Genomic DNA, 16,436 nt, shown 5'->3' on the forward strand with positions numbered 1-16,436 from the left:
AGACATGTTTGCGGTCACTCAAAATTTTATCCCTATTTTAACTTCAGAGGCAGGTTTATGCCTTACTGCGAAAAATTGGCAGGAAGTCAAGATAAGTGCAGCCTCTTATTCTTTGGAACATTTACTGTATAAACCAGGTAAGGATATTTTAAAGAAAATAACAGACATTGGGCATTATTTAGCTTGTCCTGGTTTTATTATATTCAATGCGTTATCGCTTGTAGCCAATAGGGAGGGTTTTTTTGTGCTTAAATCGCCTTATGATGGTTCCAAAATAAAATTTACATTTTTTGATTTACTTGAGTTAATCCAACATTTAAATCCTAAAGCAGTTATTTTACCTAAAAATATCATTAATGATTTCCCTGCGTTTTGGGACCATTGGAATCATTCCATTTTTCCTTTTTTGCATGCGGATGATGTAGAAAAACAAAGTATAAGCCAATTACATGGAGTTTATTTCAATGCTGAGGCCAGTAAGTTGAATTGGGAGCAGTTCGATCAATGGTCTAACGTACCGCGTTATGTCATAGGAAATTTTGAACCCGAATTAATTCAACATTTTCGTGATAAAGGAATTGAGTTTATTGAGACAGATGAGCCTGCAAAAGCTGCGCTACAAGGAAAAGTATATAACCGATCTGGAACTATAGATTTAACGGATTTGAACACACAAATGCAGTTTGAGGCAATTGATGCTGAATGCATTTGCCCTACCTGTAGTCAACAGTTTACCAGAGCTTATTTGCATCATTTATTGCAACATACACCATTATTATGCCAACGATTTTTAATTCAGCATAATGTATTTTATGTGCAGAATACTTAGGGACCTCAAAATTAATTTTGAGATACCTAATGAGACTTTCCGATTATTCTGAAGCATCCAAACTTACAGTAGGTATCGAAAAAACGCATTGACAATCAAAAAACAATTCTATACATTGCGCCACTTTAATAAAATAGAGCAGGGATGTGGATTATGCGCGATAATTTCTTTCGTAGTTTTACTGTAACTGGGGCTGCAATCACCGGCATACCGAGTGCTTCGGTGTCAGGGATAGGTAGTGGCGTGTCTCAATCTGTAGTGGCTGCAAAAAACGCTTCTGCGGTGTTATCAGAAAAAAGTGGCCAGCGTGATTCCATCCTTCGAGCATTGCATGTTTTATTTGAAAATCCCGCAGATTTGGATCACAGTGCTTTAGAAACTTATTTGGACGAACTAAGAGAAGGGCTGATTGCGACCAATGACTCCATAGCATTTATTGTCAGAAACGCATTATTGGGTTTGCTAAGTGGCGTAGGTCATGTGGTACAAATTCCTAGCGATGTTGCATCGGTAGTGAAAGAAACCGGACATGGCTTATCACAGGTAAAAATTCCTACTGATAAAATGCAAGATGCAAGCAAACAAGCATTCAAGTTCGATGCTAAAGGTAAGGGCTCTTCAGTAAGTGTTAACAGTGTATCTCAGGTTATTGGTGACCAAGGCGGTAATATTATAGATGAGGTCGCTAAGGCGATTAATATAGATGGTAATTCCCATGCAGAAACTCATGCGCGTGTCGCAGCTTCTACAGGTGCGGGTGCTAGTGTAGCAACCACAGCGATCCTTCCCACAGCTACAGCATTGTTAATCGATATGATTGGCCAAATTTTTAGAGAAGGGAGCGCCATTGGTCATTTTTATGGCAATGAATCGGCAAGTGAAGATGACGAAAAAAATGTATACCACGCGAGCAGCGGAGTATCTAAGGCAACACAAAACGCTGATAGTCGTGCATCGAAGCAGCAGTTACGTGATCTTGAGGCCGCTCTATCCCATACTGCACCTGCAGCAGATTTAATGTCTGATCAAAACGTTACTAGTCCATTGACCACGGCACTGCTTCGTTTAATTGTTTTATCTTTCTTTGTTGAATCTTCACGTGGCATCAATAAAACAGCCATTGTAACAACAGAAGGGCGCCTCCAAAAAGCACTTACTGAAGCAACAGCTCAAGGTCCTTCTGGTGGAGTAGACCGTATCAACAGCATACACTCTAATCTGAGTTTTCTTTCAAATATTATGCGTCTTTGCGCCGAAAATTTGGGTGGATCCCCAGCAATCATGACAGCAGAGCGTAGTAGTGAGGTAATCTCAAGTCGCTCCATGAGTGTGTTGCTAAGTCATGTGAGTGAGTTAGCTGAAGCATTACGTCAACTTGTTAGTCCGCAACAAGCAGAGGGTCATTCTTTAAAGATAGTCAATAGCTCGGTTGATTTTGCCAATCCAGATATATTGGATCGATCGGAAGCGACTATCAAAGCTGTGCTTGATCGAATGGAACAAGAGAATCAACAACATGTTATTCCTGGCCTTAATCAAGATATGGCCAGCCAACTAAGTTCTGTTGCGCACAGTGCTGTTTCTTCGCTGGTGGCGACGCATAGCCTATTTAGCAATCCAGTGACGCTGGCTACTAAAGCTTCCAAAGAAGCAGTGGCTAAAATAAACGATGAACAAAAAAATGAAGCTTTAATGGACACGCTTCCTGGCATGACGCAAATGCTTAATGTTATCCAAGCATCTACACGAAATTTTATCGCCGAAATTGAAAAAGAGGTGAAGTCGGGGAAATCTGAGAAGCAGGGTTCTTTATTATCAACGCATCAATCAGTGGCCAGCAATACTGCCACTGTATATTGGGCAGCAAGTACTGTAGCTTTATTATGTGATGAAATGCTAAGTATTTGTCGTTCACTAACTTTAATTGATCAAAATCGTTTGCAAGCTATATCACAAAAAGCCAGTCAGGTGCCCAGCAAAGAAGAATCAGCTCAATCTACAGACCAGATTGGTTGGGATAGCCATTTGGGACAAGACTATAGCGCTACTCATGCAATAACTGCACTACGCTTAACTTTATCGCATACAGGCATTGCTTTGATGAGAATCGCATTGGATTTACATCATGCATTGAAAGATAACATGGATACGGTACAACGAGATCTTGCAATGCATACCTTACAGCAAAGCCTACTGACTTCCAGTGCTTATGCGTCACTCTACCTTGCAGAAGGCTTATTATTATCCACCGGTGCTGTTTCCGCATCTCCTGCAAGCTTAAATGGTTCAGTGAACTGGTCTCATAAAAAAGTTCATACTACTGATGCTCATTTACATCCTGCACAAACACACGAGAGTGAAAAGTGTAGCAAAGGAAGTAGTGACTCGTCTCAGTCCGTAGGGTTTAGTACCGACCTTGTGGCAGGAACAGTCACCAATATACTCAAAGTTTTGGCCCAAGGAAGTTTAGTTGGTCTTGATACTCTCTTAAGGCTTATTAAGATATTGGAAATTATCAGTTTGCATCGAGACTCGCATATTGCACTGCGATTGGAAACAAACGATTCCTCCAATCCTAATGGGTTGTTAATCAATACATTAAGTCAGCCTAGCGTCGGTTCTAGTGCAGGAACTAGTGCTATATTAATGAACATTCTTGAAGCGTTTAAAACTTTTGATCAAAGTAGCGATACCCAATCTACTTTACATACGCAAAACAGACTGCAAGATGTGATTGATCAACAGATTGCTGGCCTTGCAGTACTGAAAGATGATGAAGAACAGTCGGATCATAAAAAAGGGTTGAAAGAATTTTATAAAATCATTATTCGTTTATTGGCACCTCATGTTCAGGCGTCAGATCTTGATAGTTTGATTAAGCGACTCGATTTTGGTGGTATTTCTTTATCAAGTTACCACTCAAAATTTGGTGCTTACAGCGAACAGCCTGCATCTGATTTAAGGTTCGTGGCTCAATTCGCAAATGCGGATGATGCTCAAGGCATACTGCGTAAATTTATCGATAAGTCTAAAGATGATCTCTCTTTAATGAAAGCGTTACATGATGCGTTACCGCAAGATCAAAGAAGTCGAAAAGCTCAAATATTGTATGAACATGTTTTCGAAGAGCTATTTCAACATTATAAACAAATCAAAATGAGTGATGTCGCACGGCATAGTTCTACTAAAAGAAAACTTCCTACACGGCAAGAGTTCCAAAGTGATGTAGGTCTGGTGCAGTCCCAGCTAGAAGAGGTTCATCAACCAAGCACTCCGAGGATGTAAACGAGTGAAACTATGTATGACTACCACACGTTTGATATCGGCAATGATCAAGATGATAACATTGCCTTACTAAGGAAACTCAGAACCAAACTGCCACGCGTGATGCGTGAGCAGTTAAACCTGAAGACCCAGGCGCGCGCTTACTTTTTATTAGCGATGTTGAGCGATGATGACTGTGTCCACCGACTTCGTGACCATTTGCGGGAACAATACAAAGCACCCTCTAGTTCTACGACTCCTATAGAACAAGCTTTGTCATTAATCACCCAATTACAAGAAAGTCCATGTAATCACTTAGCTCCGTTCAAGTATCGTTTACCCAGTTTCTTAGGCGAATATCCTATTCACAGTAGGGAAATCAACAGTAAGATTAAACGATTTAACCAGCTTATTGAGGTATATCACGCTGATGAATTTGCTGAAGAGTTAGATGCTTTTGCATTAGATCAAGCCTATCAGGATGTGTTGCTTGCCCTAAAAGAGCATTATATGGGCTGCAATATTAATAGCTTATGGCAATTGCTACAAGCCATGAGCGCCTGGTCAACAACTCCTATAGAAACATTTTTATCAAACTATCCTTATTTGTTATCGTCTGTGGATCACAACGCCAACGCAACTCAGGCGCAATCACTGCCGCTTTCAAAAAAAACGGTTGATCCGATTGGTCAACCTATTTCCGCAAATAAGAAAACAGTGGAGCAACCTTTTTCTTCAACTTTTGATTATCAAATTAATGAAGCTGGACGTATCGCGGATAAAAGCGTTTATTTGTCAATTCATGGCTTTGCTTTAAAACCAGGTGGTCATGCAGATGCATTGGCCAAGAAAATCCCGGATTTTTTGCCTTGGGTACAATGGCAATCCAACATTCGACGTCAATTATCTCAGCTTATCAATCTGCCACTTAACGATGAGTTTTTTGACTGGTTACAAACTGTATTACAACGTTTAGGGGTCGAGTTTATCACCCTAAAAGCATCTTCTTATGAGTGCTATGTTAGTCCATTTCTCAATCACAAGATAATATTAAATTCATTAAATGAAGAAATGGTTCTTCGTATTTTACAAGAACAGTGTGAGCAAGCAGATATAACCATTGAGGCAGCACACTTAACCATAATCAGTCGTTATTTAATTAGATTTTTACAAAGATTTCAATTTAATCGGGGAGAGGCTTTAGGGATTGGTGCGAACTGGGGTGGGGTTGTTAGTGATGCTAACGAAGCTGGAGTAGATGCATTTCGATTTAATGATCCTGAATGGGCTGCTCATTTCAGAAATTTAAGTATCCATAGACAAGGTCCCTCTGAGGCGCATATGAATGCAGCGATTGGCATTAAATATGAGCTGCAGGCACTTCTATCAAGCTTTGAGTACATGACTCAGCTGCAACCCTCTGAATACCCTAATACACTTTACAATGCTTTGGTAGATAATCTCATCACGGGTCTTTTCCCTGAGCCGCCTTATTTTGAAAATTCAGCTTATACCAAGTATCGTCGTCATTATGCAGTGCGATATACTGACGATGGAATGCAACAAATTGATTCTTTTTACCAACTCGATCCACAAGGTACCTATTTTAAAACGAATAAAGGGGACTACAAACAAACGCCCATGTTCCGACAAGCGGGTTCATTGGTGGTAGAATCATTTCCGAGAGATACGGGTTCTAGCGATTGCTCTCAATCGCTCTCCGTAGCAAATCCCTTGTGGCCACTGCAATTGCAGTATGCCCAATGTTCTTCTACAGGAATGCGCGGACACTTGGTTTACAATCCCTTAGGTCCCGATGAATTTATACCCGATGCTTTTTATGGCCAAATAATTCGTGAATCGGATGATATCGTTGTGCCATTTATCGGCGTGATTCCCAAAAATTTTGACAAACATTTTAAGCAAGTGGAGCTTTGTGCTTCATTTGTTATCCGAATGGTACAATCATCGCGTTTAATGACGTATTGCCCTGCATTTAGTGCTTATTATTCTGCGATTGCAACACGATTTTTACCGCCTATCGATAGACCGACTCCACCATTGCCTAGCCAAACTAATATCGAAATAAATCGTAAATGGCAAAAACTGGATAAGGTCTTACACGATCCACAGCGAACAGCAGATGTCTGTCAGAAAGACTTCTTTTCCCTATTTAAAGAGCTTATTTACAGTCTGTATCCCTTAGCTCAGGAAGATGTTGATTTGCATTATTATTTTGCCGAGTTAATAAGCTCACCTGATGCATTTGCTCCTCAAAATCGTGCTACTTGCGATCGTTTGATTCGTGAGCTCACCACACTTAAACCGTTACACAGTGCAATTGATCTACAACGCTATGAACGTATTTTGAATTATCTTCGCGAATTAACTGACTTTTTCTATCCCACTCCTAGTGATGAGACTGCAAAAGCGATAGCACAACAAGCTCGATTACATGTGAAGCCTTTATTGGCGTTGCCTGATGTAAAAGGATATTTTGCAGATCTAAATAAGAGTCCAGCAGCGAATATTTCCCCCAAAGTGTCACCTGGATTAATGTATGATGCTTTAAAATATCAAGCCCCATCTCCAGCGATAAATCGTGATTTTTACAGTCGACGTCATGCAACCAATTTTCATTCTGGCTATCGCGATTTGGAGGGGAATCAAATTGTTAGACCATCAACTCGTGAAATCTGGTTAGATAAAGTAGTTAAAACTGGCGGCGCTTTATTGCCTCTAATTCGTCGCGATAAAACCATCTTTAGTTTGCTTACCCAACCTTTCTCACAGGCTTACATTGCGGGTTATCAAAAGTACCGCACCCAAGAGCACTATAGAGTATTAAAGGCAATTTGTTCTGGCATTGGTGGTTTTGTTTATGGCACTGGTTTGGGTGCAAGCCATGCATTAAGCTCAATACCAAGGACTCTCTACAATGGTTTTTTTGCATCAGTAATACGGCAACAAAAAGCGGATCATAGCTTAGCTATTTCTTCAGCACCGAGTAACGAACCTGGATTGCGTGTTCAAGCGATTATGGATATTCGTGATCATTTACTGCAGTGCATGGCCACAGCGAGTGGTGATAGCTTCTCAAAGGAACAGTTAGTTAATCGGTTACTGACTCATGTAAAAAAGATCCATCCGTCTTTATTGTCAGGGCGAGTCACAAAAGAAATGCGCTATCAACAAATTTTATTAGATGCGTTCCCATTAGGAGCATCTGGATGGCAACAATTATTTGAGCCGGTGATTGATGCTAGGAATAATAAAGTTTTGGAGCGCTTGATCAATAAACATGCTTTGCAAATTGATAATGTATTAATTTATGCGCTTTATGAGTGCTTGACCGCACCGAATTGTGAGCAAAATACTGATGAAATGATTAAAACAATAATTGACAAGCACAAATTGAAAGAGCCACAAGATAAAGCCTTAACTGCCTTTGTTTTTTATTACGCTAATAATCCTGAGGCCAAAAGACAAGATATTGCTCAGTACTGTTTTAATGGCACCGCGCTTGCAAAATTGAAAGAAAAAGAACAAGGCTTACGCAAGATACAAACATGGATGAATAATGCACTTGATAGTCAATGGGGATTAGAAACTTTATTCTCCAGTTTTATGGATCAATATAAAATTCTGTTGAATCAATTCACATTAGCTGACATTGTTTCAGAATTACCTGATAGTATGAGAGAGGTACTCCAGGAGCTCTTATCCCGACCAGGAAATGAGAAACAAATACTCAAAAAATATGAATTGGATGAACCGCAAAAAGAGTTTCTTTTGCAATGTGCTTTCTGTTATCAGTCAATCGCTTCCAAAGAAGTTAGGGATAGCATTATAGAACGAGCTCGTATTTGTGAATCTCAAGATTCGTCATTGAGTACCAAAGCACGTGAACATTTAAAATTAACTCAGTTCGTAGGACGCGAATGGCATCATCACCTTTTACCTATGGATAGTGTGCAGTCCATTATTAATGAGATTAAAAAACAGATTGCAATCACTGATCATCCTGTCATTAATGAACTGTCTCACTTATACGAAGCAGTATTACAAGACTCTAAAAGTATTCAGGCATTTGATGCATTTTATGATGCTGCCATGAAGATACAAAAGGATTATGAGGTAGAGAGTCCTCTGCACGAATGGGTGAATGTGACCATGAATGTATTGGTGAATTTACTTCTGGATGAAATTACATGGACTAATGAGAAGCAATTAATAAATCCTTTAAGTAACTCGCAGGCTATAGTGACATGGTTAAATCATCTCATGAATTATAAGCATGGGGTACGCGCCTTACTTGTTCAGCAAATCGAGCAGGCACAATCCTATGATCAAGCTGCATGGCGTTGCCAACATATTTTACATGTGTTGGAAGAATCACAACCTGATAAAGAATATATTCACGGCACCGGAATGCAAAAATTACTGCGGGTGATTTGCCAAAACAGTAATACAATTACTACAACAGGTGAGCAGAAAGCCAAAGAGGTACCTATTAGCGTGCTTTGTAAATACTCCATCACGATGCAGCATGCTTTAAGTCGCGTTAGGGAGAAAATCCCTGATACTGATTTTGTAAGACCTACTGATGTTACATTGAAAGGCTTTTAGAAATTGAGTTTGTTGGGTCTAAAATGACCCAACTTACATTTTTTCATACTTAAGCAGAAAGAATGACAAAAATTTACATTATTTAAACGTTCGTTTAGCGACATAAATGGCATAGAAATGCCTTTTATGTCGAACTCAGGTTATTTAAATGTGGCCTTGATATCACTAAATCCAGGATTAATGTCGTTCTGATCGAATTTCGTAAAAATTCCTAAAGTGCTAAGAGCAGATTTTTTCTGAATTTCTTGTTCATTTTTAATAATCTCTTCTGCATGATCTTTTACGTAATTCTGTAAATATTGTTTCGATTCGCTTCGAAAATAGAGATATAGATCTGATTTTAATTGTCTAATTGCATTTTTAAGTTTGGAGACTTGCTCTTCATCGATATCTTTTTTTAAATTGTTAAGAATATGTTCAGCATATTGAATTGTTGCTTTATACATAGGAATATTAGTATATGTAAGGTCTATGGTATTTGTTACAGAGTCACAAATTTCGATTGCATTAATTAAATCTTTATGTCTAAATTTCATAGGGTTTTTCTCTTTTTTAAAATGTTAAGGCTTGCATAAATATACTTACTAAGTAAAAGTATTTATATGTTGTTTTTAAAAACAGTGATATTGTAATAGATTAAAATTAAGACATTATTAACAATATTCTAATAGGTAGAGTTAATTTGAAGCAAAACTAAAAGATCTGAGCTGCAATGTGAGAGAAAACCGATGCTAAAAACCAAAATGCCTTTAAAGGAAGATTATCAAAATGATAAATGGATGAATAAACGCTCATGCCATTTCAGACAATCAACTCAAATCCATCCTGTAACATGTCAGTCCCTATCAGGGAACGGCCAAGATTCACCATCCCACGTGACCTCTTATTTCATCCTTTTATCAAGATTCAATACTATCTCCTAAACAGTTGCTTATTGGATTGTGCTTCTTCATCAAGGTGAGCAGAAGCATTTTGTTTTGTTGCTTCACGTTTTTTATTGAGATTGAGAACGGCATCATCGAAGCTGTTTAATAGGGTACGCGCGGAATAAAAACCTTCTAATTTCAGCGGCTTGCGTGTATAAGGATCGGGTTTATTGCTCTTATACAACTCTAATAGCGTACTTAAATTATAATATCTTTCGTCATACATCACAGGAATATCATCGAAGTAGTCTCTCATGATGCAATCCTTAAAACCTTCAAATAGTGGTTCTTCTTCTTGGGTTAAGTTCAGCTTATTGATACGAGCAGCTATTGTTTCAATATTGCTCGTATGGCAGCGATCAATATATTCTTGAGTGAGTGACGTATATTGATCCACTGTATTTTCTGATTGAGAAGGGGGGGCAGGTCTGTCCTGTGACAGTCGGCTCAAAACGCTTGTTGTTGATTCACGGAGCTCGGGTATGGGTTGTCTTGCTAGGCCTAAGTTGTGATGCCTATATCCTTGACTGGACAGAGGTAAAATCATGCCGGCGCAGATGACTCGTGCTGCACTACCTCGATTTTTGATTGATCGAATGACTTCTTCGCTCGGTTGTTGGTTAAAAATTACATCTCCTCTACCGTAGAGCGTTAATTCTAAATCGTCTGCTACGGCACCCTCAAAAGTTAAAGTTCCATTACCTTCTTTGAGAATTTTGCAGTCACGGCCTACGTTACCTATTATTTTTAGACTGCTATTTTCACGAATAGTTAAGTTGACATTTTGTCCTACTGCTCCAGTGATGATTGTAAGCCCACTACCCTCGCGGATGAAATCGGAGTTGTCAGGGATTATTTCTAAAATAATAGAGCCGGGATTTTCGTGGGAGATTGTGGATCGATTAGAGCGCCTAAATCCTAATAATTGTGCCAAAGATATCATGGTAATTCCTTATAAAATCAGGGATTTTAATATACGTAACAAAGAGGAATCAATTTTATCCAGTTATAATATTTGACAGTTTTTTTTATCCACGATAGCATAGCTACCAATAGATGGCGCGGGGTGTCGTAAAGCGGCTGAGAAATACCCGTTGAACTTGATCTGGTTCATACCAGCGTAAGAACGCCTGATGTCTGAAAAGTATTTTTTGACTCTTGAGTGAACAAAGTTTGGGTTTGTTCGTCCAAAGATACGTTTGTTTCAGACTGAAACGTTTCAGTTTTTCTTACCGTAAATATTCCTTGCCATCCTTTAATCTCACTATTGAACACAAGGAGCCAAGGTATGAATGCATTATCTACACGAACAACTTTGCTACTTAATTGGTATGCAAATCCTTATCACGCCCCAATTTTTGTTGCTCATGCTTTAGGGTTCTACCAACAAGAAGGAATAAAGCTTGCCATTCTGGAGCCTAGTGATCCAAGTGATGTCACTGAGATTGTTGGCATGGGGCATGTTGATTTTGGTGTTAAAGCGATGATTCATACTTTAGCCGCACGTGCAAAAGGTTATTCTGTAACTTCTATCGGCACCTTGTTGGATGAACCACCGACTGGTCTGATTGCACTTAAATCCAGTGGCATTAATTCGTTTCAAGATATTGTTGGTAAGCGAGTGGGTTATATTGGTGAGTTTGGCAAAATTATTATTGATAATTTAGCAACTTTAGCTGGCATTGATTCCTCCAGTTATGAAACAGTGCGTATTGGCATGAATGTGACGGATGCGATTTGTCGCGATCTTATTGATGCGGGTATTGGTTTTATTAATTTTCAGCGGGTTGAATTGGAGCATTTACGTGGTGAAACTGTATTCTTACGTTTGGATCAACTTGCTGGATTAGGTTGCTGTTGCTTCTGCTCTATTCAGTTTATTGTACCCGAACGTATGTTAGCTCAACCTGATGTGATGAAAGGCTTTCTTAAAGCTACCCAACGAGGTGCTGCTTTTACTACAGAAAATCCAGATGAAGCTTACGAGCTTTTATGTCGCGCCAAGCCCCCATTAAGAACCCCTATGTATCATACGATTTTTATTCGCAGTTTACCTTTCTTCTCGCGGACATTGTTAAATGTGGAGCGTGATTGGAATAAAGTAAGCCGATTCGGTAAACACTTAAGAATTATTGATGAATCTTTTGATGTTCCTGCTTGCTATACCAATGAGTTATTACCAAAGGTACCTCATTCTGATTTAGAACCTATTGCTTGTTGCGTGAGTGACTAAATTAAATGAAAAATGCTGCTGTTGTCGGTGCTGGAATTCTGGGATGTTTGCTGGCTTTACGTTTGCATCATGAAGGCTGGCAGGTGACTGTATTTGAATCAGAAACCTCGTTCAATAATTGCAGTAATGCTGCAGCAGGTCTTTTAGCTCCTATGTCAGAGCTCGATAAGGCAGAACAAGTGATTTTTGATTTAGGAGTGGAGTCGGTTAAAAAATTATGGAGGTGCATTCTCAATCAATTAAATGAGCCAATTTATTTTCGTCAACAAGGCTCCCTTATTCTACATCATCCACAAGATAAAGCAGAATGGCAAAAATTTAGTGCGCGAATTGTTAATAAATTGAGTAGCACCTGTTATGAGTTACTCAATCATCATGCATTAAAGCAGATTGAACCTGAGTTGAGCCAATTTCAAACCGCCTACTATTTTCCACAAGAAGGGCAGATTGATAATCAGACTTTATTATGGGCATTGAAAGATCATCTTTGCCAATTAGGTGTTTTATGGCGAGGAGGAGTTTTTGTTTCATCAATGTATCCGGGAAGAATAGAAATAGGTCAGCAAAGCTATGCTTTTGATTTTGTTTTTGATTGTCGAGGATTAGGTGCGAAAAAAACGTTTCCTGATTTACGTGGACTGCGCGGAGAGCTTATTTGGTTACATGCACCTGAAGTAAAATTACAGCGCCCTATAAGACTCTTACATCCACGTTATTATATTTATATTGTGCCGCGTCCTCATTCTTATTATCTTCTTGGTGCTAGTGAATTGGAAACAGAGGATTTAAGTCCGATTTCGGTACATACCACTCTTGAATTATTAACTGCTGCTTATTATGTGCATCGAGGTTTTGCTGAGGCACGAATCATTAAAACGGTAACTCATAGTCGTCCCACTTTAACTCATCACCAACCACGCATTAAATATGCAAAACAGTTTATTGCAGTTAATGGACTTTATCGTCATGGATATTTAATCGCTCCGGCATTGGTAGAAGAGGTCTTACGTGGGCTTAAAAGCAATCAAGAAGAAATTTATTATCCAGAGCTTTGGGAGGCTTATTCATGATTATTTACATCAATGATCAACCCTTATCTTTAGACTCATCGTGTACTCTACAGGAGGTGCTCGATCAAAAAAATAATAGTGCAGCACATTTAGCAATTGCTATAAATAATCAATTTATTCCTAGAACCTTGTTTGCTAGCACCACATTACAAGAAGGTGATCGTATTGATTTGATTACGCCGATGCAAGGAGGGTAACCATGTGGACTTTAGCTGATCAAACGATAACGAGTCGCTTGCTTTTAGGAACAGCTGCTTATCCATCACTTGAGGTGATGGCTGGTGCCATTCGTGCTTCCAAAGCAGAGGTAATCACTGTTTCTATGAAGCGCCAAATGCCATGTAACCAAGGAGGTGATTTATTTTGGAAAATTATTCAAGCCTTAGGATGTCATTTACTTCCCAATACTGCCGGCTGTCGTGATGCACAAACCGCAATTACTACTGCTGAAATGGCGCGAGAACTTTTTCAAACTTCGTGGATTAAATTGGAGGTAATTGGAGATGATTACAGTTTACAGCCTGATCCCTTTGAATTGGTACACGCAGCTGCAGAATTAGTAAAACGCGGATTTGAGGTATTCCCCTATTGCACGGATGATTTAGTTTTGTGCCAACGACTCATCGATTGTGGTTGTCGTATTTTGATGCCATGGGCTTCGCCTATCGGTTCTGGAAAAGGTTTATTGAATCCCTATGCATTAGAAACTTTACGTCAACGCTTACCTAATATAACACTTATTGTCGATGCAGGAATTGGGAAACCTTCGCATGCCACACATGTTTTAGAGTTAGGTTTTGATGGAGTTTTGCTCAATAGCGCCGTCGCTTTGGCGATTCATCCGGTGACTATGGCTGAAGCTTTTTCACTTGCGGTTATTGCTGGTCGCAATGCGTTTGAAGCAGGGATTATGCCTGAGCGAATCACAGCACAATCATGTACTCCTTTGATTGATACACCATTTTGGCATCGGGAGTTGCAATAATGCGAATGGTGTGGGCTAATGCTGAACTAGAGGCAGACGTACTCACTTTTCAAGGTTTGGGGATTGAAGTACAACCACCCCAACTTCATGGTGAACGAATGCCTGCAGCACTAAAAATAAATGTTCAAATCGCTTTGGAGGACGTTTATTTTATAAAGCGTCATTCAATTCCTGTCGTTTTAGATGCTGTTTTTTTACTGCAAAAAGTGTACCGAAAGAGCGACTTAATGACATGGTTCTCTTTGGCTGATCTTTTAGTATTGGATACTCATGAAGCAGAAATGATTTTAGGTTATAAAGTTGTTTCTCATCAGTCCATGCAAAAGGCAGCCCATGAATTATTAAGTTTAGGGAGTCAAAGTATCCTTCTATTAGGTGAGCATTTATCTGAAACCTGGGATCATGATTATTGGACTAATGGGACGGCTTCTTTTTGGTTGAGCCAAGCTCGTTTTCCTCATGCAAAGCAACTCGAAATTCGCTCTGTTCTCTCAGCGGCTATTACTGCTTCTTTGGCTCTTGGTTATTCGTTAGCGGATGCACTAGTTATTGCAAAAATGTATATTCACCAGGCAATACGTCGAGCACAAACAAACCTTTATTATGGAGGCTTTCCTGAACATGAAATTGATTTACCCTATCTTGCGTCAATGCCATTATATGAAACACCTCAACCGTTTAAGTGTTGCCATCGCTTGGGTCTCTATCCCATTGTAGATAGTCCAGCTTGGGTAGAGTTATTGTTAAGTTTGGGAGTAAAAACCATTCAATTACGGATTAAAGAAAGAACAGATACTTTAGAAAAAGACATTCAGAGAAGTATTGCTTTGGCTAAAAAACATCATGCCATTTTATACATTAATGATTATTGGGAATTGGCATTAAAATTCAATGCTGATGGAGTGCATTTGGGACAATCCGATTTAGATACTGCAGATATTGATGCAATTAGAAGGAAGGGATTATTACTAGGAGTAAGCACTCATTGTTATTACGAGGTGGCAAGAGCACATGCGATTAGCCCTTCATATATTGCAGTTGGACCAATTTATCCTACAACCAGTAAAGAAATGCCTTTCTCAGCACAAGGCATTGAGCGTTTAAAACGCTGGCGACGTACTTTAAATTATCCTTTGGTCGGAATAGGAGGTATCAATAGTGAACGCATGTCAGATGTGGTTGCTACAGGTGTTCAAGGAATAGCTCTTATTTCCGCAATTACCAAAGCTCAAGATCCACGAAAAGCTACGGAGCAATTGTTGAGTTTTATAAAAATGTAAGTGGTACGTTTAGCGACATAAAAGGCATTTCCATGCCTTTTATGTCGAACTCACGTTATTTATTATTTAAAAGATAATTGCCTCTTTCTGATTGTTTCTTTTCTTCAGGATTTGTTTGAGATGAAGAGCTGGGCGATGAAGGAGAAAAAAATAGCCAATTCCAACCCGCACGAATGTTATCACGAATATAAAATCCCGTTATGCTATGAGAAGAATTGCTTGGTTTTTCATTTTCAATTACATGTGGTTTTTGACCTTTGGTATAGAATGCAACAGGGTTTTCACTATAAATCTCTCCAATATGTGAACCTGCTTTTTCTAAAGAGTGCATAAAGCGGACTGAGTTACGGTACTCTTTCCAACTCATTGGTTGTACAGTATAAATATCTTCTTTATGAATGACAGTATTGGGCTGCAAAGTAAAATATTTATCAGCTGAACGTGCATTTAATATATTGGGAGCAGCGAGTTCTTTCTCCGAGGCTCTGGCATCGGATAACCGTGTTATAGGTAGTCTGAGTCGAACAATGAGAGACATACTGTTATGGCCATGTTGATTGACAATATCCACTGCTTCTTTATAAGTTACACCGACCTGATAAATGCCATTATTTGAGTTAATAATAAACTTTCTGATATTTTCTAAGTTTATTTCTCGTTCTTTTGGATCAAGCGAAAGATGAACTCGAGCATTGCTTAAGCCTGGTACAATTGAAGGAGAAAAAGGTACTGGGATAAAAATGTCAATCTCATCAGTCCGATATTCATTGAGAGCATCGGAGGGTATTACATTGGCTTGTCCATTTTTTTCTGCAGGAAACGAGAATGGAGACTTAGAAAAATTTGAAGACAGCTTTTCATCAAATTCATGAACTCGATTTTGTTGATAAAGTTCAAAATATAATCGAAGCTTTGCTTCGCTATTTATTTTTTCCCAGGCATTTTGGAGCACTTTGAACTCTTCATCAGATTTACCAGGGTTTTTATCAGGATGTGTTGCTAATGCTTGTTTAATATAGGCTTTTTTTACCACTGTAAAATCATCGGTAGGTGCTATTCTCAATATTCCATAAATATCTTGCTGATTTTTCTCGTTTTTCATTTTATGTTTTCCTCGAACGTTATTAAAGAAGCGATTTCTCTAAAAGTCTTGGAATATTCTAGAGAAGAGATCTGAGTGAATTCTTAAGAATGAGTGAGTTTTTATACTAAGGTATTCT

The 16,436-nt window shown here is 38.9% G+C and carries 11 protein-coding genes and 1 riboswitch; of the genes, 8 read left to right on the forward strand and 3 right to left on the reverse strand.

Going from position 1 to position 16,436, the window contains the following annotated elements; all coding sequences use genetic code 11:
• Positions 1 to 4 precede the first annotated feature (4 nt).
• The 3 genes from Lgra_RS14985 (at position 5) to Lgra_RS15000 (ending at position 8,722) form a co-directional block, all read left to right on the forward strand.
• The gene (locus tag Lgra_RS14985; protein WP_058500067.1) at positions 5 to 829 is read left to right on the forward strand and encodes a tRNA-guanine transglycosylase; all 825 of its coding nucleotides are present in this window, start codon (positions 5 to 7) and stop codon (positions 827 to 829) included.
• Positions 830 to 982: 153 nt separating this feature from the next.
• Positions 983 to 4,114, forward strand: a complete 3,132-nt coding sequence (locus Lgra_RS18365; RefSeq protein WP_238584464.1) for a hypothetical protein — start codon at positions 983 to 985, stop codon at positions 4,112 to 4,114.
• A gap of 12 nt (positions 4,115 to 4,126) precedes the next feature.
• Positions 4,127 to 8,722, forward strand: coding sequence for a hypothetical protein (locus tag Lgra_RS15000; RefSeq protein ID WP_238584465.1), 4,596 nt, complete (start codon positions 4,127 to 4,129; stop codon positions 8,720 to 8,722).
• Positions 8,723 to 8,862: 140 nt separating this feature from the next.
• Here Lgra_RS15000 and Lgra_RS15005 read toward each other — a convergent pair whose 3' ends face one another.
• Positions 8,863 to 9,258, reverse strand: coding sequence for a hypothetical protein (locus tag Lgra_RS15005; RefSeq protein WP_058500068.1), 396 nt, complete (start codon positions 9,256 to 9,258; stop codon positions 8,863 to 8,865).
• A 376-nt stretch (positions 9,259 to 9,634) separates the two neighbouring features.
• Positions 9,635 to 10,591: an RING finger protein gene (locus Lgra_RS18370; RefSeq protein WP_238584466.1), complete on the reverse strand. Its 957-nt coding sequence runs from the start codon at positions 10,589 to 10,591 to the stop codon at positions 9,635 to 9,637.
• 109 nt (positions 10,592 to 10,700) lie between these two features.
• Positions 10,701 to 10,792: riboswitch (TPP riboswitch) on the forward strand.
• A gap of 144 nt (positions 10,793 to 10,936) precedes the next feature.
• Here Lgra_RS18370 and Lgra_RS15020 point away from each other — a divergent pair.
• From Lgra_RS15020 to thiE, 5 genes are read left to right on the forward strand one after another with little or no spacing between them, the layout of a single operon-like run.
• Complete coding sequence (locus Lgra_RS15020) at positions 10,937 to 11,881, forward strand: ABC transporter substrate-binding protein (RefSeq protein WP_058500070.1); 945 nt, start codon at positions 10,937 to 10,939, stop codon at positions 11,879 to 11,881.
• A gap of 5 nt (positions 11,882 to 11,886) precedes the next feature.
• On the forward strand, positions 11,887 to 12,951 hold the full coding sequence (locus Lgra_RS15025; protein WP_058500071.1) for an FAD-dependent oxidoreductase: 1,065 nt from the start codon (positions 11,887 to 11,889) through the stop codon (positions 12,949 to 12,951).
• Positions 12,948 to 13,148: a sulfur carrier protein ThiS gene (gene thiS / locus Lgra_RS15030; protein WP_058500072.1), complete on the forward strand. Its 201-nt coding sequence runs from the start codon at positions 12,948 to 12,950 to the stop codon at positions 13,146 to 13,148. The genes Lgra_RS15025 and thiS overlap by 4 nt, the downstream gene beginning before the upstream one ends.
• A 2-nt stretch (positions 13,149 to 13,150) precedes the next feature.
• The gene (locus tag Lgra_RS15035) at positions 13,151 to 13,936 is read left to right on the forward strand and encodes a thiazole synthase (RefSeq protein WP_058500073.1); all 786 of its coding nucleotides are present in this window, start codon (positions 13,151 to 13,153) and stop codon (positions 13,934 to 13,936) included.
• Positions 13,936 to 15,216, forward strand: a complete 1,281-nt coding sequence (gene thiE / locus Lgra_RS15040) for a thiamine phosphate synthase (protein WP_058500074.1) — start codon at positions 13,936 to 13,938, stop codon at positions 15,214 to 15,216. Before Lgra_RS15035 ends, thiE begins: the two co-directional genes overlap by 1 nt.
• Before the next feature lie 55 nt (positions 15,217 to 15,271).
• Here thiE and Lgra_RS15045 read toward each other — a convergent pair whose 3' ends face one another.
• The gene (locus Lgra_RS15045; protein ID WP_058500075.1) at positions 15,272 to 16,318 is read right to left on the reverse strand and encodes a DnaJ domain-containing protein; all 1,047 of its coding nucleotides are present in this window, start codon (positions 16,316 to 16,318) and stop codon (positions 15,272 to 15,274) included.
• Positions 16,319 to 16,436: the final 118 nt, after the last annotated feature.

The organism is Legionella gratiana (assembly GCF_001467695.1).
Lineage (GTDB): Bacteria > Pseudomonadota > Gammaproteobacteria > Legionellales > Legionellaceae > Legionella > Legionella gratiana.